18 protein-coding genes are annotated in these 21,494 nt (G+C 35.4%); 4 read left to right on the forward strand and 14 right to left on the reverse strand.

The features are described 5' to 3' along the window. Positions 1-46: 46 nt before the first annotated feature. The 3 genes from HY987_RS01290 to HY987_RS01300 form a co-directional block, all read right to left on the reverse strand. Positions 47-1,144: a DUF2927 domain-containing protein gene (locus HY987_RS01290; RefSeq protein WP_292754691.1), complete on the reverse strand. Its 1,098-nt coding sequence runs from the start codon at positions 1,142-1,144 to the stop codon at positions 47-49. 52 nt (positions 1,145-1,196) lie between these two features. Further along, on the reverse strand, positions 1,197-1,643 hold the full coding sequence (locus HY987_RS01295) for an archease (RefSeq protein WP_292754693.1): 447 nt from the start codon (positions 1,641-1,643) through the stop codon (positions 1,197-1,199). 142 nt (positions 1,644-1,785) lie between these two features. Then, the gene (locus HY987_RS01300) at positions 1,786-4,071 is read right to left on the reverse strand and encodes a CDC48 family AAA ATPase (protein WP_292754695.1); all 2,286 of its coding nucleotides are present in this window, start codon (positions 4,069-4,071) and stop codon (positions 1,786-1,788) included. A gap of 309 nt (positions 4,072-4,380) precedes the next feature. Here HY987_RS01300 and HY987_RS01305 point away from each other — a divergent pair, with 309 nt between their 5' ends. Continuing rightward, a complete protein-coding gene (locus HY987_RS01305) occupies positions 4,381-4,569 on the forward strand; it encodes a hypothetical protein (protein WP_292754698.1) in 189 nt (62 codons plus the stop codon). A gap of 137 nt (positions 4,570-4,706) precedes the next feature. On the opposite strand, the gene HY987_RS01310 is transcribed toward HY987_RS01305, so the two are convergent. Then, the gene (locus HY987_RS01310; protein WP_292754700.1) at positions 4,707-5,075 is read right to left on the reverse strand and encodes a hypothetical protein; all 369 of its coding nucleotides are present in this window, start codon (positions 5,073-5,075) and stop codon (positions 4,707-4,709) included. A 221-nt stretch (positions 5,076-5,296) separates the two neighbouring features. On the opposite strand from HY987_RS01310, the gene HY987_RS01315 reads away from it, so the two are divergent. After that, positions 5,297-6,523 (forward strand): DUF1616 domain-containing protein, encoded by a 1,227-nt coding sequence (locus tag HY987_RS01315; protein ID WP_292754703.1) that lies wholly within the window; start codon positions 5,297-5,299, stop codon positions 6,521-6,523. Between the two features lie 187 nt (positions 6,524-6,710). Next, a complete protein-coding gene (locus HY987_RS01320; RefSeq protein WP_292754705.1) occupies positions 6,711-7,541 on the forward strand; it encodes an LCP family protein in 831 nt (276 codons plus the stop codon). 208 nt (positions 7,542-7,749) lie between these two features. On the opposite strand, the gene HY987_RS01325 is transcribed toward HY987_RS01320, so the two are convergent. Together HY987_RS01325 and HY987_RS01330 are read right to left on the reverse strand one after the other, a co-directional pair. Continuing rightward, positions 7,750-9,156 (reverse strand): undecaprenyl-phosphate glucose phosphotransferase, encoded by a 1,407-nt coding sequence (locus HY987_RS01325; RefSeq protein ID WP_292754708.1) that lies wholly within the window; start codon positions 9,154-9,156, stop codon positions 7,750-7,752. A 58-nt stretch (positions 9,157-9,214) separates the two neighbouring features. After that, the gene (locus tag HY987_RS01330; protein ID WP_292754710.1) at positions 9,215-10,102 is read right to left on the reverse strand and encodes a glycosyltransferase family 2 protein; all 888 of its coding nucleotides are present in this window, start codon (positions 10,100-10,102) and stop codon (positions 9,215-9,217) included. Between the two features lie 381 nt (positions 10,103-10,483). Between HY987_RS01330 and HY987_RS01335 the strand changes: the two genes are divergently transcribed. Further along, positions 10,484-11,155, forward strand: a complete 672-nt coding sequence (locus HY987_RS01335; protein ID WP_292754715.1) for a CARDB domain-containing protein — start codon at positions 10,484-10,486, stop codon at positions 11,153-11,155. Positions 11,156-11,185: 30 nt separating this feature from the next. On the opposite strand, the gene HY987_RS01340 is transcribed toward HY987_RS01335, so the two are convergent. The 8 genes from HY987_RS01340 to HY987_RS01375 form a co-directional block, all read right to left on the reverse strand. Beyond that, complete coding sequence (locus HY987_RS01340) at positions 11,186-12,136, reverse strand: glycosyltransferase family 2 protein (RefSeq protein ID WP_292754718.1); 951 nt, start codon at positions 12,134-12,136, stop codon at positions 11,186-11,188. 88 nt (positions 12,137-12,224) lie between these two features. Further along, positions 12,225-12,968: an ABC transporter ATP-binding protein gene (locus HY987_RS01345; protein ID WP_292754721.1), complete on the reverse strand. Its 744-nt coding sequence runs from the start codon at positions 12,966-12,968 to the stop codon at positions 12,225-12,227. Positions 12,969-12,998: 30 nt separating this feature from the next. After that, entirely contained in the window at positions 12,999-13,799 is an 801-nt protein-coding gene (locus tag HY987_RS01350) for an ABC transporter permease (protein WP_292754723.1), read from the reverse strand. Between the two features lie 2 nt (positions 13,800-13,801). Further along, positions 13,802-15,139 (reverse strand): UDP-glucose/GDP-mannose dehydrogenase family protein, encoded by a 1,338-nt coding sequence (locus HY987_RS01355; protein WP_292754726.1) that lies wholly within the window; start codon positions 15,137-15,139, stop codon positions 13,802-13,804. 257 nt (positions 15,140-15,396) lie between these two features. Beyond that, the gene (locus HY987_RS01360; RefSeq protein WP_292754728.1) at positions 15,397-16,038 is read right to left on the reverse strand and encodes a hypothetical protein; all 642 of its coding nucleotides are present in this window, start codon (positions 16,036-16,038) and stop codon (positions 15,397-15,399) included. A 470-nt stretch (positions 16,039-16,508) separates the two neighbouring features. Next, positions 16,509-17,498, reverse strand: coding sequence for a GDP-mannose 4,6-dehydratase (locus tag HY987_RS01365; protein WP_292754730.1), 990 nt, complete (start codon positions 17,496-17,498; stop codon positions 16,509-16,511). Positions 17,499-17,550: 52 nt separating this feature from the next. After that, positions 17,551-19,122, reverse strand: coding sequence for a glycosyltransferase (locus HY987_RS01370; RefSeq protein WP_292754733.1), 1,572 nt, complete (start codon positions 19,120-19,122; stop codon positions 17,551-17,553). An 8-nt stretch (positions 19,123-19,130) separates the two neighbouring features. Beyond that, positions 19,131-21,494, reverse strand: a 2,364-nt coding sequence (locus tag HY987_RS01375) for a glycosyltransferase (protein ID WP_292754736.1), incomplete at its 5' end; no start/stop codon positions are given.

The raw sequence follows: 21,494 nt of genomic DNA on the forward strand, positions 1-21,494 counted from the left end.
TTAAATAACTTCAATTTTCTATTCCCCCCTAAAAACTATTTAAATCCTAAAAAACAGTTTTTCTTGAATTATTAAGAATAATCTCAACTTGACTCCGTGACATGTAAGGCAATATGTCTTTACGGTAAAGTATCCGCATCATGGTCTCATCTGAATCTGAAAATTCAGTCAAATCAGGACCATTAATACACAGCACACTGTTTTGATTGTGGTTATGGTGTAATCCAAGACCGTGGGCCAGTTCATGAACAATGACATGGGAACGACGTTCCTGACTCAGCCCATCCATACCAATGAAGACCCGTGCTTTGAATATTTCACCTGCAGAGTTACCCCCATAAATACCACTGGTGCTTACCTTCCACTCAGTGAAACCATCAACTTTCGAGGGGTTGACAGAGTATTGGGCGAATTCAGAGTGGGGAATGAAGTAAATTTCCATATCTGGTTCTAACTGGTTTTTATCATCAATTTCAAGTCGGAAATCTTTGACATTGGTATTTATATCATTGATGGCTTTATCAAGAGTTTTAAGATCATCTGAGGTGGGTGAACCCATAACCCTTATTCTAACCACGTTGAGGTTCCATTTACCCACTTTATCATAACTGTTACCATAGTCATTGGGGCTGAAAGCACTCTCCAGGAAAGTGTTGATCTCTTCATCACTGTATTTTTCGTATACATTAAAATTCAATACACCGTAACTATCATTTTTACTGGTGATTAAGCCGATAGATATGATTAATAGGACCATTACTGCCATTACTATAGTTATTTTAAATAAATTACGGGACAATGGACTTTTGGTATCCGGTTCAACTGGTGGAAGATCATCATTATGATTTTGAGGATTAATGGAATTATAGGGGTTTTCTGAACTTCCAGGACTCTCTGAATAAAGGGGATTCTTTGAACTTTCAGGAATATTAAAATCATTAGAATTAAAATCATTAGAATTTTGAGAACTTTCAATATCCTGAAAACTATCTGTATCCTCTTTTTCTTCCATGAAATCCATGCTCAGGGATTCCGTGTATTCTAGATCGCCACCACATTGGCATTTATCCTGAAAGTCATCAGGAGATTCTCCTTCCTGAAGCTGGTAATATCCTCTGCATTTAGTACAAACCAGATAAGGCATCAGAATCACTATCCAACATGGAAATATTTAAAATCTTTAAAAAGATGGAAATTTAAGTATCTAAAATCACCTGCAAAGTGCATCCATTTTTTTCCTTATTAATTTCCATTAAATGGAAGGTGACTGCTTTAACCTCATCCCTTACTTCATGAGTTTTTTGGTTGAACTCTTCCCCACACACCTCAGCATGTAAGTTGAAGATTTCTGGACCTTTTTGATTTATGGTAACTTTGAACTGGGAAAAAACCAGGCCTTCATAATCATGGAGGAACAGCAATTCACTGAGCCAGTCATAGAGTAGCGCTTTTTCATCCTCGGATTCCACACTAATTTCTCTTTTAACTGCCGGTTTTATCTGGGAAGTGTCAGTCATGACTTCAAAGGTAGCAAGGGCGGCGTTCTGGAAAGCATCAGCCAGATCATTACCATGAGCATGAAAACCCACATCAGCAGTTACATCAAAAAATTCGAATTTATTTAGGGTGTTTTGTTTATCCACTAAATCTAACCTCTTTGTTTTAGAAAAATTTTAAAAAAAATGGGCGTGTGACACCTCAAAGGCATGTAATACTCAGAGACATGGACACCTTAGGGGCACGGACACCTTAGGGGAAGGTGATACCTTAGGGGAAGGTGATACCTTAGGCCACCTCTCTGGGGAATTCTTCTCGGACTTTTTTAGGTTCCAATCCCCTACCCAATTCCCTGGCTATTTGCTCATAATATTCCCGGGTTTTAGGAGTGGTTGAGGGGTTTATTTTCTTTATAGCAGCTTTAAAGTGCCGATAAGATACTTTTTGAATATTCATATCTTCATGGAGCGCTATCATACCTGCTTTACGGCATAAAACCTCTATATCTGCCCCTGTGTATCCTTCAGTTTTTTTGGCAAGTTCTTTCAGTTTTACATCATCATCCAGTGCCATGTGTCCCCCGTGAACCCTTAAAATTTCCCTTCGTGCATTTTCATCAGGAGGAGGTACCAGTACCACTTCATCGAATCTTCCAGGACGTAGGAGTGCAGGGTCCATGAGGTCTGGTCGATTCGTTGCCCCTATAACCACCACTCCTCGCAGTTCTTCCAGACCGTCCATCTCGGAGAGGATGGTGTTGACCATGCGTTCGGTGACCCTTGGTTCTCCAGCAGCAGATCCCCTTATAGGTGCTATGGCATCTATTTCATCAAAGAAAATTATGCAAGGGGATGCTTGTTTGGCTTTTTTGAATATCTCAGCGATTTTCCGTTCTGATTCACCGAACCATTTGCTGAGTATTTCTGATCCCTTGACTGAGATGAAATTGGCCTTGGATTCTGTGGCCACTGCCTTGGTAAGCAGTGTCTTCCCAGTTCCAGGGGGGCCGAAAAGAAGAATTCCTTTGGAAGGCTGTATTCCAATACGCTGGAAAGAAGAGATATTACTTAGGGGCCATTCTACCACTTCTTTCAAGCTTTCTTTGAGTTCGTTCAAGCCACCGATATCGCCCCAGTGGACGTTGGGCACCTCGATGAATACTTCGCGGAGTGCAGAGGGACTGATGGATTTCATGGAATCCAAAAAATCATCGCTGGTGACGAAGAGTTTCTCCAAGATTTCTGGAGCTATACGCTGTTCTTGCAGATCTATGTCAGGTAAAACTCTTCTTAAGGCGTTCATAGCTGCTTCTCTGCAGAGTGCAGCCAGATCTGCACCTACAAATCCATGAGTGGTTTCTGCCAGTTCATCGATGTTCACATCATCAGCCAAAGGCATGGCACGGGTGTGTATCTCCAGAATCTCCATTCGCCCTTCCCGATCAGGGACACGTAACTCTATTTCCCGGTCGAAACGTCCGGGTCTGCGTAGGGCCTGGTCCAGGGCATCAGGCCGGTTGGTGGCTCCGATAACAATTACCTTTCCCCTTTCTTTCAGCCCGTCCATCAGGGCCAGTATCTGAGCTACTACCCTCCGTTCAACTTCACCAGTTACTTCTTCCCGTTTAGGGGCTATGGCATCGATTTCATCTATGAATATCACTGTGGGGGCATTTTCTGCTGCTTCTTCGAATATTTCGCGTATTTTCTTTTCAGCCTCTCCCACGAACTTGCTCATGACTTCTGGTCCGTTGATGGCCACAAAATTGGATCCACTCTCACTGGCAACTGATTTTGCCAACAGTGTCTTCCCAGTACCCGGTGCGCCGTGTAAGAGCACCCCTTTTGGTGGATCGATTCCCAGGCGGTCGAATATTTCCGGGTGGCGGAGGGGGAGTTCTATCATTTCCCTGACTTTTGATATTTCCTTTTTAAGTCCGCCCACATCATCGTAGGTTACATCTGGGACTTTTTTTTCCATAACCTCCACTGCCTCGGGCCGAACTTCCACTTGAGTGGTGTCATTGATACGCACCAGTCCGGCAGGGTTGGTAGATACCACGGTGAATTTGATTTCCCCCAGAGAAAAGGGTGTGGTGGCTTCGAAGAATTCGCGGAATATATCTTCAGAACCGGGGAATTCCCTTAATGTTTCTTTGGTTCTTCGAGGGGATACCAGGGCCAGTACGTCTCCCCGGGTGACAGCTCTCCCCATGAGGTTTCTTTTGATGATGTCTCCTGAGGCCATTATACGCATTCCCTTGGCTGCCGGAGCAATTACGACTTTACTGGCCATTCTGGGCTGTGCTTTGCGTAGGGTGATCATTTCTCCAATGGATGTTCCTGCATTGGAACGGGTGAGTCCATCCATACGTACGATTTCCAGTCCCACATCTGCAGGGTAGGAGTTTCCGGCAATGGCACCGGTAGTTCTTTTACCGATTATTTCCACAATGTCACCAGGAGATGCTCCGAGTTTAGTCATTAATTCATGGTCTATTCGTACCATTCCTTTGCCCACATCCTGTTGCAATGCTTCGGCAACTCTCAGCTCTATTTCTCCACTATCCGGCAATTGAATACCTCCAAAGTGTTAAAACCATATTAATTTGAATTTTCAACTAATCTTTAGAATTTTTTATTACTTTTCATGTGAGGTTTAATCTATGTGGAGGATGATTTAAGTTTTTTATTGATTTACTCGCGCATCTCCTAAAATGATTATGACCGGGTAAAATTCATTCAAATGGAAGAAGGATCCATTAACGATCCTTAAAGTTTTCTCAAAAAACAGGCCAACATATACCTGATTACTTCTAAAATGCTCTCTATCTCTTCCCTTAAATAGGTTAGACGCCTCATTTGTTAATAAAGGAGGCATAACATGCAAAAAAATTACAGAAAGAATTCAATTCCTGATTTAAGGAGAAGAACTCATTACCGAGATGAAATAGACCTTCGGTACTTAGGTATGCGTTACCTGGTTCCAGTGGTGATCATGCTTACAGTGCTCATGATCGGGGTGATGATGGTGGCAGCAACTCCCAACTCCAACTTCCCCAGCACTATCTAAACCTTTTTTTAATTAATAAATTCTTCCAGTTTTTAAATTAATGAATAACCTGGTTTTAAATTAATAAATCTCCAGTTTTTAATTAGTAAATCATACAGAATGAGAAATAATAAAAAATTAAAAATAAGTAGTGTTGGTTATACAGTTGTCTCTGGTTCAGTTGGTATCTCTGGCTCTTGAGGTGTTTCAGGGGTACTTGGAGTTTCAGAGGTTTCAGTTTGAGTTGATGTTGTATCAGCGGTGTTAGTATTTCCAGTGTTAGATCCACTTGTTGATCTAGTAGTCACCTGACTGGAAGATGTTTGATCTGTATCATCACTATCCGATTGTTCGCTGGTCACTGTGTTATTGGTCTGAGTTGTATTGGAGTTATTATAAGCAACCGGAGTTATTAACTGATTTGAATCTGATTGAGAGCCTAAAACTCCAGGGATTCCATACAAACCAACGCATAAAATCAGTATAATTGGCACCAGGCCACCCATCAATTTATAATCTTTGTTCATAATAACACATCTTATTGTATGTTTTATTTGAAGTATGTAATATATTTATCTTTCTTCATTTCCATTATAAATTAATGGGATAAAATATCTGAATTTCATGGGGCCAAATATTTAATTATCAAGTTATGGAAATGTTAAATAATCTTAATTTTAACTATAATTTGTAATTAAATAAAAAGATTCAAAAAAGTCCAGAACTCTATGAATAATGGAGGATCATAATGCAAGGAACATCATCAAAAGATCTAATGTTACTTTTTGTATTAGCAATAATCACAGCAACAGTTACATCAACCAACCTCATTAATAACTTTATAATGGATATAGTTTTTTTTATACTGATTTTTGTCCTTTCAGGATATGCACTGATCTCAGTACTTTACCCTGAAGAAAATTATGCTGGCCTTATCAGAAAACCTATCTTACTTATGGAGTTGTGTGTATTCCTGACGGTTTTAATTAGCGTAATACTGAAATATTCCACAATAGGACTCCATTTTAGAGATTTAACTTTGATTTTGTCTTTAATTACAGTAGTACTTTCCATTACAGCCCACATCCTCAGGATTAACCACTTCAAATCAGGAATAGACGAAAATGAAGCTGCCGTTAAGGAAACATCCATTCCTTCAAAGCTAGTATTGCCTAAAAATTTGATAACATTCATCCTACTAAGCATACTGATGATAATTACTGTTTTAGTCCCTCCCTTAAACAAAACTTCCCTCTGGATGCTTCCAGGTAGTTTATTCATATGTTTCATACCAGGTTACCTGTTACTGGCTGTTATGTTTCCTAAAAATGATGACCTGGAATTGGTCGAACGTTTTGCACTGGGATGTGGATCAAGTTTAATCCTGACCTCACTAATTGGTTTAGCCTTTAATTATACCCCCTGGAGCATCCGTTTAGAACTCATACTCATTGTTTTAGCTGTTTTCAGCCTTATATTCTGTCTCATAACTTTCATCAGAACTAAAAAATTACCCCTGGAGAGAAGACTCCGTATTCGGAAACTGGAAAAAGTGCTGGGCATCTTTCTCATTATCTGCATCATCCTGACAATTGGTACTGCTGCTTACACCCTCTTAATACCAGGTTCCATACAAACAGATGACAATAAGACTAATTTCACTGATTTTTATATTAAAGGAGTGGATGTAAATGCCAGTAACTATACTCTTAACCTCACCTCTGGAACCAAAAGCAATCTAACCATGGTTTTGGTGAACCAGGAAGGATCCACTGTGAACTATCGTTTGCTGGTTCGAGTGAATAACACCACCCTGAAACAGGATAACGTCACCCTTCAAGACAATCAACAAATGGAAATTCCACTTAACTTCACTGCAGGAACACTTGGACAGAGGAAGATGGAATTCATCCTTTACAAACTCCCTGACCAGAATCCTTACCAGACACGTAGTTTATGGATGAAAATAACATGATATACTAATACTTATAGATATAGACTGAATACATGCTTATGACCTATCCCACCAAGTATCTAGCAGATACTTGTTAGGAGGTGGGATTAAATCCAGTGCATATAGATTCAAAGCAATATATGACTTCACTGGTACAGCTTAAGAGAAGATTCAGTTAGGAACATAAAATGAAATTGGGGTTATGGAAATGAATAGGAAACTAGTAATTTTAGGAGTTATAGGGATCTTGGTTTTGGTAGTGGGGGTAAGTTTATCCTATTTACTGTTTATTCCTAAAACAGAATCCAGTGAAAGAGTAAATATATTATTTTTAGGCGCAGATGCCCGATCACCACAGGATCAGGGATACACAGATTCCATTAACATTCTATCAATTGATAAAAATACAAAAAACGTTTCTATCCTTTCCATACCCCGTGATACCAGGGTACAGATTGCTGGGAAAGGTGTGGACAAAATTAACAGTGCATATGCCTATGGAGATATAAACACCACCATAGATACTGTAGAGAACTTTTTGAATGTGAGAATTGATTATTATATACTGGTTGACTTTACTGATTTTAAGGAGATGGTGGACACATTAGGTGGTATTACCATGAATGTGGAACCCCATATCTCCGCAGTAAGACCAGAATTACATGGAAAAACAGGGGTAAGTAAATTAACTGGTGATGAAGCTCTGATCTACGTCCGGTTCAGGCAAGACTCTGACTCGGAGGGTGGGCGGATGAAAAGACACCGGGAGGCAATATCAGCCATTATCAACGAAGCTTTAAACCCATCAAACATACTTCAGGCCCCTGCTGTTTTAAACCAGTTAAGAGAAAATGTAAAAACAGATATACCTCCCCTGGAGACAACGGTAATTGAAAAATTAGTCACTGGCTTTAACATAGATAATGCTACAACTGGAGTTGTTACCGGTGAATATACACATATTAACGGGATAAACTATATGATTCCAGACATGAAGAAAACCGAAGAGACGGTTATCAAGTTAGGGCTAAGAAATTAGGGCTAAGAATTAAGTTAAAGCTAAGAATTTAGTTAGGACTAAAAATTAAGTTTCCAACTACAATTGATATAGTGTAGGATATGTATATCTGGGTGTAGGAATGGGTATCTGGATTAATAATTGGAATTAATAATCATCCGTAAAACATTTACTACATTATTAAAATTAGTTAAACAATCTTATCCTTATTAATAAGATTTTATCAATATTAGTAAGCATTCTTATCCCGAAATAGATTGATTAAAGTTCTGAAAAATATTTTCACATCAAGGGTCATAGTCCAGTTTTCCACATAATAAATATCATACTGTATCCTCTTGATAAGGGAAGTATTCCCCCTGTAACCATTAACCTGCGCCCATCCTGTCATCCCCGGGCGGACGTGATGTTTGATCATGTACTTTGGAATTTCCTCTTTGAATTTTTCCACAAAATGAGGGCGTTCTGGTCTGGGGCCGATTAAACTCATTTCTCCCTTTAATATGTTGAAAAACTGCGGCAATTCATCAATACTTGTTTTTCTTATGAACGAACCAAACCTGGTTTTACGGGGATCATCTGCAGTGGTCCATTGAAATTTTTCCCTTTCTTCATCATGGACTTTCATACTGCGAAATTTGTACATATAAAAAATTTTCCGGTTAAGTCCCACCCTTTCCTGTTTGAATATAACCGGGCCAGGAGAACTGATTTTAACCAGAATCGCCACCAAAAAAAGTAGTGGAGATAAGATTATAATAGCAGGAACCACCAGTATAAGGTCTAAAGATCGTTTCATATATCTGTTAAAGGTGTTATCCAGGGGTATGTGTCTAATCTGGATCAAAGGCATGCCCTCTATCACGTCCATGTGTGGTTTGGCAGGCATGTAACGATAATAATCCGGTACAATCTCTGCCCGGACTCCACATTTTTCACAGGTTTCAACAATCCATTCAAGACGATGATACTGACTGTGGGATAATGTTATGATTACCCTATCAACTAAATTCTCGGAGATTACATCTTCCAAATCACCAACATTTCCAATGATCTTTGAACCATTAATTCGTTCACCTTTTTCCAGACTATCATCCAAAAATCCCATAATACTGTATCCAAGGTATTCATTCTCATTTATTAAGCCAGATAATTTTATTCCCAGTTCTTCAGCACCTACCACTAAAATATATTTGATGTTATACTGTCTGCTGCGCATTAATTTCAATAACGTTCTAATTATGAATCGTTCAGTTATAGAAAAGATGGTGCTAAATATGGCAAACATAGCCAGCATGTACCTTGAATAATCGGTTAATCCAAATACAAACAGCAGAGTTACCACCAGAAGTAATCCGATGAAGTTAACCTCAATGATCTTAAGTGCTTCGGAGTTTATGGTCTTTTTAGTTCTTTGAGGGGTGTATAAACCAAAAATATAATAAATAAAAATATATGCTGGTATGATTAAAACAATTGGCATTATGTAATGGTCAAATCCCCAAATACTCCTACCAAAACCCAGCAGATCTGTTTCAAACCGGATATACCAGGCCAGGATCAGGGCGAGGGTGATAACTGAAAAGTCAATGACCACCAGTGCTATATTGAATATTCTCTGATTTTCCCTGATCATTTCATCACTTACAACACATTCTTAAACTACAATTTGAACCAGTATAACAATTGTAGCCCTATATAATATTTTTCAACCGATTTAATATTTGTTTCATGCTACAAATCCCCCAGATCCCCATGTAAGTAATTCCAGTAATGATGAAAGGATAATCATCACGGTAATGCTTGTTATAAAAGATGTACATTGATCTGTAAAATTCAGTGGTGAGTCTGGATTTATCCCGGGTATTGTTACTTCCCCCTTTGTAATGGATAATCTCTGCACCACTGTAGTACATTATTTTCCAACCACTGGATTTGATACGGTAACACCAGTCAATATCTTCACCATACATGAAGAATTGCTCATCCAACAGACCCACCTCATGGATTGCATCAGATCTAACCAGCATAAAGGCACCCACCAAACTATCCACCTCATATGTTTCGTTTTCATCCAGATAGGTGAGATTATATTTACCAAAACGTTTACTTTTAGGGAAAAGCCGGGACAAACCTGTCATTCGGTAAAATGAAACACTGAATGTTGGAAAACTTCTCCTACACGCCTTATCCAGCGAACCATCAGGAATAATTACCTTGCATCCCAAAGCCCCTATACTGGAATCTACCCCCATGTAATCCATACATTTGGTTAGAGAGTTATTAAGAATTACGGTATCCGAATTAAGTAATAAAACATGTCGAGCACTGCACTCTTTCAAAGCCAGATTATTGGCATGGGCAAAGCCATTGTTTCTGGTGCTGGCAATGAACTTTATCAAACCAGTTTCTTCTTCTCTGGCAAAGTCTTTCTGTAATTTTTCAAGACTACCATCACGAGAAGCATTGTCCACCAGGTATATTTCATACTGGAAGGGATGATCCTTGCTGATTATTGATTTTATGGCCTGTTTAGTCAGTTCATAGGTACAATAATTCACTATTATAATCGATAAGTCCATTTTATCGCCTTTAGGCAACTTAAATACATACTACCATTATTCATGTTTATAAAAAATATCAAATATTATGGCGCATTTACTATTTAAAACATTTATTTAAGAAGATGTGTGATAGTGATTTCTAAAATATTGTGAAATGTGGATTAAAGCCATCATAAACATATGTTTGATGGTTCTAACTTTAATAAGTTATGTGGAAATCTGACTAAACTTAAATGAAGTATCCTAGATCTTTCCTCTGTTTATGGATAACATGTTTAGGGGATGAATATATTGACATCACGGTGAGGTTATTCTAATTAAAAATGTGTTCTGAGTGCAAAAAACTTATAGTATGTAGAAATAAGAGAAGATTATAATATCTGGTGGCAAGGTGAAAGCATGAAAGTTCAATGTTCAGAATGTGGGGAAGAATATCAATTAAAACCAGACGAAAATCCCTCCGACTTCCAATGTAAATGCGGGGGAGAACTGATTCACAAACCTGATAAACCCACTAAAACTCCGGATAAACCCACTAAAACTCCAGATAAACCCACTAAAACTCCGGATAAACCCAATAAGTCTTCTGATAATCCCAATAAGTCCCCTAAACCTTCTAAGAGTATCTTCGATGATTGGAAAAAACAATACATGATTGTTATAGCAGTGGTTTTTTTGGTTTTTATTTTAATAGCTGTTGATAGTGCAGTTTTCTTTGGAGATCTGGTTGTAACCAATGTAACAAATCCATCAACAGGTGCAATTGGCAAAGAAATAAGCATACCCAACACTATTAAAAACAACGGAATTTTACCCACCGGTGATTGCAATGTTACCTTCCAGTTTACACCTGAACAAAATTCGAAAAACATCATATTTCTTGGAAAAATACGGCTTAGTGATCTTGCCAGTGGGGAGATTAAAAACCAGGATACCAAATTCACGGTACCCACCAATATCACACCGGGCAAATACTACATCAGGGTGGTTGTAGATTCTAATAAAGAAGTATATGAATCCAATGAAACCAACAATGAGATCTATAGTTCCACACAAGTCAACATAATATGATGAGTAAAGCCCTATTATTTTTATATTTTCTTAATAGAACAGGTATTTGAAGGTGTTCCTGATTAAAATCCATTGGATGACGAGATAGTTTTTAAAATTTCTGTGGTTATAGATTACTTTACCAATCTTTTTTCGTGAATTAAAACCCTCTTTTAAACCATCTAAGTAGATCTCACCGTAACCTTTCCTCAGGAAAAAGAGATATTTAATGAAATAGCCCATACCGAGGAAAACAAGATTCACCAACAGTTGAGGCCAGGGCATGTTTTTGTAGGGAACGTATACATTATTCCGGGCTGCTAATCTGGTTTTAAATTCATTATAACGACTACCACTGGTCCCACTACCCACATGATAAACAACTGCTTCTGGACAGTACCTGCATTTGTAACCATGGATCCTGGCCCGGTAACTGAGGTCCACGTCTTCCATGTAGGCGAAGAAGTTCTCATCAAAGTATCCTATTTCATCCAGGATACTTCTACGGTAGATGGATGCCGCTGCACAGGCACTGAAGATCTCCCTTTCCTGAACATAATTATCAGGGGATTTCCCATATCCCACCCTGCGTGTCCAGCCCAGGATGGTGTATTCATCCCCTGCATCATCCATCTTATTTGCATCAGGGTACTGGATTATCTTCGAAGAAACTGCGAAGATGTTTTCATCCTTTTTAATGCATTTTAAAAGGATATTAATGGTTTCTGCCTCTAACTGCACATCATTATTCATGAGGAAAATATATTCTGAACTGGAAGCCTTTATTCCCTGATTGACAGCTGCTGCGAATCCAAGATTCTCCTGGTTTTCAATAAGGTCGAATTCTGGATAATTTTCCCGGATGTAAGAGACACTTTCATCCTGAGACGCGTTGTCAATAATAATAACATCAAAGGGATGATCCTGATTTTTTAGAGATTCCAAACATTCTCCTAAAAAAGGTTGGCCATTGTAGTTGGGGATTACAACTATTAAATCCATACAATTCACCATTCTATCAAAGAATGTCTATTTTTACTATTCAAATAACAAAAGGAAATATAATCCTATTGACTCCACTTAAAATCAATCATTTTAAGTGGATAAACTTCTCATAAGCATCACATACTTCATCAACGGGGCCCTGGGTGATTAATTTACCCTTATCCAGCCATATTGCCCTATTACATATATTTCTAACCTGTTGAGTGGAATGAGATACAAAAAGAACCGTGGCATCCTCATCTAAAAGTGAATTCATTTTTTCACGGCTTTTCTCCTGAAATTTAGCATCTCCCACTGATAGAACCTCATCGATGATTAATATTTCTGGTTCCACCATGGTGGCAATGGAAAATGCCAGTCTGGCTTTCATCCCTGATGAGTAATTTTTCAGGGGTACATCGATGAATTCTTCTAAATCTGAAAATTCCACTATTTCGTCGAATTTTTCTTCTAAAAAACGCCGGGTGTACCCTAATAGAGCACCCTTAAGAAAAATGTTTTCTCGGCCAGTGTAATCGGGATCAAAACCTGCTCCCATTTCTAGTAAGGGTACTATACTCCCAGTTACACTTATCTGGCCTTCAGTAGGTTTCATAACACCTGCGATGAGTTTTAAAAGTGTACTTTTCCCGGCACCATTTAATCCAATGATACCAAATTTATCCCCCCTCTTGACTTCAAAAGAAACACCTTTTAAGGCCCAAAATGGTTGATAATGCAGATCTCTCTTAATAAACTTAATAACATACTCTTTAAGGTTGTCTGTTTTTTCTTTACTTAAATTGAATTTCATCTTAACATTTTCAACCTTAATAACAGTGTTTTCCAATGTTTCACCTGTAATCAATTAGTTTGTGAATTAAATGTGTAGTATGAATTTATCCTGATATCTATAAAACAATGCTAAACCTACAATCATGGCTACAGCAGCGGATATTAATGCAAATAGTAGCTGATGAGGATCATAAATTTCACCATAGAGGAAAGCACTTCGACAACATTCTATAACTGCATATATTGGATTATAATCTTGTATAAATCTGAAACTGGCAGGAACAATGCTAGGGGGATAAAATATTGGAGTAGCATACATTAAAAGGGTCATCAAGACTCCATATAAATGTTCGAGATCCCGGAAGAAGACGTTTACGGTGGCCACTATCAGTCCCACCCCAATGGTGAAGAACAGTAGGGCAAGGATAGGTAAACTGGTGAAGATTATGTAAATGGTAAATGGTGCATTTGTGGCTGCCATAACTAAAAATAACACCACCAATGATAGTAAGAAGGTTACAAAGTTGGATAATATTGCCGAAAGAGAATAAATATATTTTGGTACGTAAACTGTTTTTAAAATACTCGCACTACCCCTGATAGATCGCATGGCAGCAGTGGTTCCTCCAGCAAAGAAGGTGAATATCAATCTACCGGTTAATAAGTACACTGGATAGTTTTCCACTCCAAAACCTTTAAATAAGGTTGAAAATATGATTGTAAGCACGACCATGGTAAGAAGGGGTTCTAAAAAACTCCAGAATATTCCTAAAACAGATTTACGGTACTTCGTTTTTATATCTCTGCTTACTAACTGGTAAAGGAGGAATTTATATTTCCTAAAATTGGATAGAAATCTGTGTCCAGTGACGTTCCCTGATGCCATATTTAACTTCCTTTAAAACCATTGCCTATTTGATGATATTCAAAGCCAACTTCCCTAAGTATTTCCTTATTATACTGGTTTCTGCCATCGAAAATTATTTTATTGTTCATTCTTTTACTCATTTCCTCAAAATCCGGGCTTCTGAATTCCTTCCACTCAGTTAATAACAGTAAGGAATGGACACTATCCAGGGCATCATACTTATTTTTTGCATATTTTACCTTTCTGTTATCTTCAAAATAGTATTTTTCAGCAACTTCCATAGCCTGAGGATCATAAACCTGCACTTTAGCCCCTAGTTCACATAACTTGTTAATAATAATTACTGAAGGTGCTTCCCTCATATCATCAGTTTCGGGTTTAAAGGAAAGTCCCCATATTCCAAAGGTAAACCCAGAAAGGTTTTCTCCAAATCTATTTACAACTTTTCGCACTAAAGAAAGTTTTTGTTGGTTATTTAGTGATTCCACTGCTTCTAATATGTTTGCATCATATCCATTATGTGCCGCGGTTTTAATTAAAGCTTTAACATCTTTGGGGAAGCAACTACCCCCATATCCACAACCAGCGTATAAAAAGTTGTATCCAATCCGTTTATCACTACCTATCCCCCTACGCACATTGTTGACATCAGCACCTACTTTTTCACAGATATTAGCCATTTCATTCATGAAGGATATTCTAGTGGCTAACATTGCATTGGCCGCGTATTTAGTCATTTCTGCACTGCGAACATCCATGGTAATGAATCGCTCATGGTTAGCGGTAAATGGGGCGTATAATTCTTTCAAAGTTTCAATTACTTTTCCATTATCAGATCCAATTATTACCCGGTCTGGTCGCATGAAATCTTCAACAGCAGATCCTTCTTTTAAGAATTCTGGATTAGAAACTACTTCAATATTGAGTTTAAGATTTCTTTGGTCTAACTCATTTAGAATAGTTGATTTTACCTTATCCGCCGTTCCCACCGGAACTGTGGATTTGTTAACCACAATTAGGTCATGGTTTATTAATTGACCTATATCTTTAGCCGCATCTAGCACATGTTGTAAATTAGCACTGCCATCTTCACCCATTGGAGTACCTACGGCAATGAAACAAATATTAGAATTGTCCAGACCCTCTTTAAGGTTATTGGTGAATATAAGATCACCTTTGGACTGATTTTTAAGTACTAATTCTTCCAACCCGGGTTCGTAGATAGGTACTATGCCTTTTTTCAGACTTTTTACTTTGCCATTATCAATATCTATACAATAAACATTATTTCCCATCTCTGAGAAACAAGCCCCTGTAACTAATCCAACATATCCAGTTCCAATTATTATTAGTTTCATTTTATCAACTATAAGATGTTCTAAATGCACATTACCTTTTTTAATCATTGAACTTCTTAGAAAACGTTCTTATTTTGTTTTTAAAAGGTTTTATCTGTTCTCATTTATATTAACCATTCATGTACTTTTAAATTAGATTTAGCCATAATTCATAGGAAACTTAGTAACAATTTTTCCAAAAATTATCTCAACATCATCAATAATCTCTTTTTTCGAATTAATTCATAAATTAAAGCTTCATTTCAGTTTACCTTACTTTAATCATAATCCGGAAAAGGTTTTGTTGTTAAACTTGTTGATGTCCAAAAAATGTTATTTTTTTTAATTTCAGCGGGAATTCCAACTGCTAAACTATTATTAGGAACATTTTTCGTTACAACAGAATCCATACCAACAATACTATTGTCGCCAATGGATACTCCTTTTAACATTTTAACAGAATTTCCAACCCATACCTTGTCACCTATATGAATTGACTGACTACTATTAACCCTTTGGTGACTATTAACATCCCATATAGGATGGGAATCATGAGTCCGGATTTGTATGTTACCATTAAACATACATTTATTACCTATTGATACAGTTGTTTTTTCAGCAACTGTAATAAACACATGTCCCACACAATCAAAATTTTTTCCAATACGTACAGAACATCCCCCTCCACCAATAATAATATCACCAATAAATTTTGAATCATCATCAATTAATAAATAACCATTATCTCCCTCAAATTGGATGTTACCTTTAAAATTAACATTTTTACCAAGTACTACAACGTTATCTTTACCATTAAAAGATATTTTTGAACTATTTGCTTCAAGATTAATATCTGTAGTTATAATATTAAAATTATCATCAGCATAATTCTTATAGTGATCAGGATTAACTTTAATCATGTTTTATCACCCCATAGCTAGTCAATAATTCTTAGACTTATTCCTAATAAGTATTTATTTTCTAATTATGTTTTAATACATTAAATTACGTATTTATAATTTCATATGTAAGTTGGTGTAATTTAAATTAGAACTTAGGGATATCAGCTTACAACTGATAAAAATGATAATCAAAGATAGTATACAATAAAACCGATAATCAACTAAGCTCATTCAACTCATAATCGGATGACTAATGCCGATTTATGAATCTGTGTACTTCAAATAATTTTATTTATCCCAAAAGGTCATTTAAGCTTCTTTTCATTTACTAATCTAGCTTGAATTATTATCAACATTATTTTCATGATTAGGACTTGTTAAACAATCACTAAGATATATTATCTTATGAACTTCTTATCAAATAACCTAATACTATAATTTTTGTCAATGGAGAGTATAACTGTCTTTCAGGTAATTCAAAAAAATTCCTATTTCACACTACTTTTATACCATTCAACAAATTTCGAGATTCCATCTTCAAAATCAGTTTTTGGATTGTAACCCAATATTTCCTTACTTTTTGAAATATCAGCAAAGGTTTTATTTACATCACCGGGTTGATTGGGTAATTTATTAATAGTTGCCCTTTTACCAATTACTTTTTCTAGAGTTTGTACCATCTGATTTAATGATATAGTTTTAGATTCCCCCAAATTAAAGATTTCGTAAACTTTTTCATCTTTATTTATCCATTTCATTGCTTTAATAATTCCATCAATTATATCATCAATATAGGTATAATCTCTTTCAGTATTACCATTGCCATAAAATGGGATTTCTTTATTATTTAAAATTAATTTAGTAAATTTATGAATGGCTAAGTCTGGTCTTTGACGTGGCCCATAAACAGTGAAAAATCTTAAACAGGCCACACTAATATCATATAAATGATAATATGTATGGCATAACAGTTCTCCTGCTTTTTTGCTCGCAGCATAAGGGGAAATAGGATAATCAACATTATCAATTTCAGTGAACGGAGTTTTCAAATTGTTTCCATAAACTGATGAACTAGAAGCAAAAATGAAATTTTTAATTTTTCTTTCTTTGCAGGCTTCTAATATTTTTAATGTCCCATTAATATTGACATTATAGTATTTTTCAGGCATCTCAATCGAAGGCCTGACCCCCGCCATAGCAGCTAAATGCACGATGATATCTATGTTATTCTCATTAAATACCTTATCAATCCACACATTTTCTGTAATGTCTCCTCTATAAACCTGGAAATAGTTATCATCCAAATTTAACTGTTTTCTGGTTCTTATTATTTCTTGTACATTATTTTCTTTTATTTTAGGATCATAATAATCATTAAAATCGTCAATTAGTATAATTTTTTTTTTATCAATAAGTAAGCGTTCAATTAAATGAGATCCGATGAACCCCGCCCCACCTGTAACTAATACAGTTTTCAATTAATTACCTCCATTTAAATTACAGAATCACTCTTAATGTTCATTGAATATGTTAATCATCATCCCAATCAAACAATAAGTTCTTAAAAATCTTATCATGGTTATATGCCCATGTATCCCAGTTATAATCTTTCATATGTTCAGAAATCTTATGTTTTCTATCGAAAAAATTATTTTTTACATTTAGTAGAGTATTTTTTAAGGAGGTAATATTTCCTATTTCATATTCAATATGGGGAAAGTTTGGGATTACCCCAATTGGTGGGGCAATAGATAATGTTCCACATGCCAACGCTTCCATAAATGGTACTGGACCCCCCTCAATCAAACTGGGAATTAAAAGAAAATCAATACTCCTATAAAAGTCATCAGGCTCTAAGTTCCACACTGGAACACCCCAACTATCATTTAAAGATACAATTTGCATATTTTGCATTAAAGTTTTATCATCTAAAATTTCCTGGATAAGATGTTCTCCTTTCCTACCCCCAGGGTAAGTTCTACCGACAATGCCTAACGTTAACTTAGGTTTGAAAGATCTATCCGCACCTGTGATAACTGTTGAAATGTCATCTTCATCAATACCAAAATCTTTTAAAACTTTTGTTGTTTCTTCTGAAATAGATATACAATGTTCCACTTCTTTAGCAACTTGAATAAATTTATTATTATGTAATTCAGGGTCGTAATGTGTAAAATTCGCAACTACTGTTCCATTAGATGATTTTTTATTATAATAACCATAATTTATATAATAATGAATGTCTGCATTGGGAAGATCTTCATTAATCACTACGTTTTTCAGTTTAAACTTTATTTCAGATGCCATTCTATATAATATCCATCCAACGTCTTCTGTTACAATTCTTACTGCATAGTTGTCCATAATTGAATTAATTTTTTCTTTACAATCGTTATAAGCTAATTTTATTTTCTCCACATCTTCTTTAGGGGTAAGTCTTTGATTGGTCTTTTTTCTAGTAATATTTTCAGCATGAACTGCAGTTGCTTTTCCTACATAAAAAACGTCTTTATTGAATAGTTTCTGGTATTGTAAACACAAAACTAAATCTTCGCCGGCTACAACAAATCTTTCATCGAATTTTAATTGTAAAAATTCTTTCCGATCTATCATTATAAAAGCCCCAGTCACAGCTGGGACAACCCTATTGCTAGTAAGCCGTTTATCATCATAGTCTAATTTATGTTTAAATCGATGATATGACTGACCATCCACTCTAAAGTATACACCTGCATGTTGTATCTTTTTATTAGGATATCTTAAGTTAATACCAATAATTCCAACTTTACTTTCTTGATAAGCATTCCATGCAATCTGTATACAATCTTTATCCAAAATTACATCATCATTCACAAATAATAAAAGTTTACCTTTAGCTTTCTCAGCTAATTCATTATTATTTTTCGCAAAATTATAGGGGGTTATATAATTTATTTTAAAAGGGAAAGTGTAGTCACTAAATTCACCTTCTTCTAACTTTTCATTTCCATTCCATGAACATAATACTTCAATTTTTAAATTATGATTACTATTATCTATTGAATTTAATAATTTAGTTAATACTTCCAAATCTCTTGAGATGGTAATGATCGATAAATCCATATATACACCTATTCTCCAATACCGTTTAAGATTATTTCACCATACTTTTCTAACATTTCATCATGTGTTGTTAACTGTTTCAACTGTTTTTTGGTATTTTCTCTTAATTTATATCTTAAACTATTATCTTTAACAAGTTTTAACAGATGATCACTTAGTTGTTTTATGTTGCCGGGATCGTAAAACAACGCACTAAAACCATCTTCAACTTGTTCTTTGACACCAAAAACAGGAGTAGTTATTATTGGTAAATTAAAGTATAAAGCTTCTAAAATGACACGTGGATAACTTTCTAACCTTGAAGAGAATACTAATATATCCGACGCTAGGTAATAATTTACTACCTTATAAAATTCAGTTTCATCTGAAGTTTCTGGAATGATGAAAATTGACTGTTTAAACTTTGAGGGCATTTCTGCATATATCTCATGAAGTTCATCACTATACTTAGAAGGTTTATCTCCAACAATAAATATCTTTATTTTATCTATAACCCCTGATGGGAGATTTTGAATAGCTAATAGAATATCTTTTTGCCCTTTTCGCTCTGATACGGTGCCAACAAGTAAAATAGCTATTTCATCACCATTAACACCTAAAATTGCCCTGGACTCTTCCCGAGTCCAATTTACAGAATTATAAATTAACCTTTTGGTATTTAAAGCATTGTAAATAGTTATAAAATTATCATCGTTTAATTGTTTCCAATTGTCCATTGTATACTTTGATACGAATATTACTTTATAAGGATAGCTAAAAGAATCAAATGCAATCTTTTTAACTTGTTCGGGTAAATAATCAAAGTAAGTTTCCCAATATTCACTTTCCCTTGGATTCCAACTACATGATATTTTCAGTTTTCGTGCAAGTTCAATGCCATAAAAAGTTCTTAACGTATTTGCATGTACGAATTGAATATTATAACCATTAATTTTTTTTATGAGGGATAATAAATTTTCATTAAATTCATTTAGGTCAATAGGTTCCTGTAATTTACTGTTTCCAATAATAACTTTAACACCATTCTTTTCGTAAGCTTTTCTTAAAGGTCCATCAATTGGAGAGTGGACAATTGGGTTTACAACTTCTTTATGTTTTAATCCTATAACGAGTTCATACAAACTATTTTGTGCACCTTGCATGTACAAATTATGTGAGAAAAATAAGGTTCTGACACCTTTATTCCTAGAATCATCAATGGAAAACTGTAAATGAGAATTATGTCTTCCTCCCTTAAACTCATTTGAGTAATCGTGGATCAAATTTATCTCCTGTGATGATACAGAATTTGATTGTTTTATTCGAACTAAAATATCAAAAATAGGGTTGGGATTACGACCTTCTGCTTCACCGTGTTTTATAAAGTGTACCAACGGATTAATCTTAGCTTCTACAACATCAGGATTAGTTTGGAGATACCACTTAGTACTAAAAAAAGGATTGGGGTCATATTTTTCTTTAACACCAAACGTTAAATAATGGTTAATTGGATCAATTAATTTGAAATCAACATTATGATTATAATTTTCAATATACCAATCACTATCAAACAACCCTGAATTAGCTATGACCCCATAATCATCATTTTTTTGAGAATTAACATACGTTTCAATACTCTTTTCTTTTTTTGTTCTTCTTTTTTCATTTAGACCATATAAAGCATAGTGCACCAATGGATTTAGATTAGATTTTTTAACATCACCATATTTTTTTAAGTAATAATCCCCATCAAAGTTAGGGTTTGGTTTTCGGCCTTCTTTAAAGCCATAACAAATATAATGAACAATCGGATCCATTCCTAATAATTTAACATCATTGTTTCTATTCAAATAATAAGCCATATCAAATAGATTATGTTCTTTAATTGATTTATAACCCCTAACATTATTTAAAGCATTTTTTATGCCATTATTTCTCCATTTAAACAACATATAAAAACTAGGAAACTTAGAAACAAATCTTTGAAAAAAAGGTTTATCCTTATTTTGAAGATATTCAATTTCATGATATTTATTTGTAATAACCTCAATTTGATATTTCAATTTGTTTTGTTCTTTTTCCATGTCCCATATACGTTTTTCTTTTCCTTTAATTGAATTAAATAATAATTTTTGTTGATTTAAAGCTTCTTTTAACACCTTTATGTCCATTTGGAGCTTTTTGTCAAGCATGTCATTATATTTTTTAGTTTTGTAATAATTTTTCACAATTTTTGATTTTTCTTCTTTTATTATATCCAATCTCTCTTCCAAAGACAAATTACGATCCTTCAAATCAAAAACAGCACCCTCAAGAACCCCCCTCTCAGCCTCAACTTCACCCAATCTCTCTTCCAAAGACAAATTACGATCCTTCAAATCAAAAACAGCACC

It is taken from the genome of Methanobacterium sp. (assembly GCF_016217785.1).
Lineage (GTDB): Archaea > Methanobacteriota > Methanobacteria > Methanobacteriales > Methanobacteriaceae > Methanobacterium.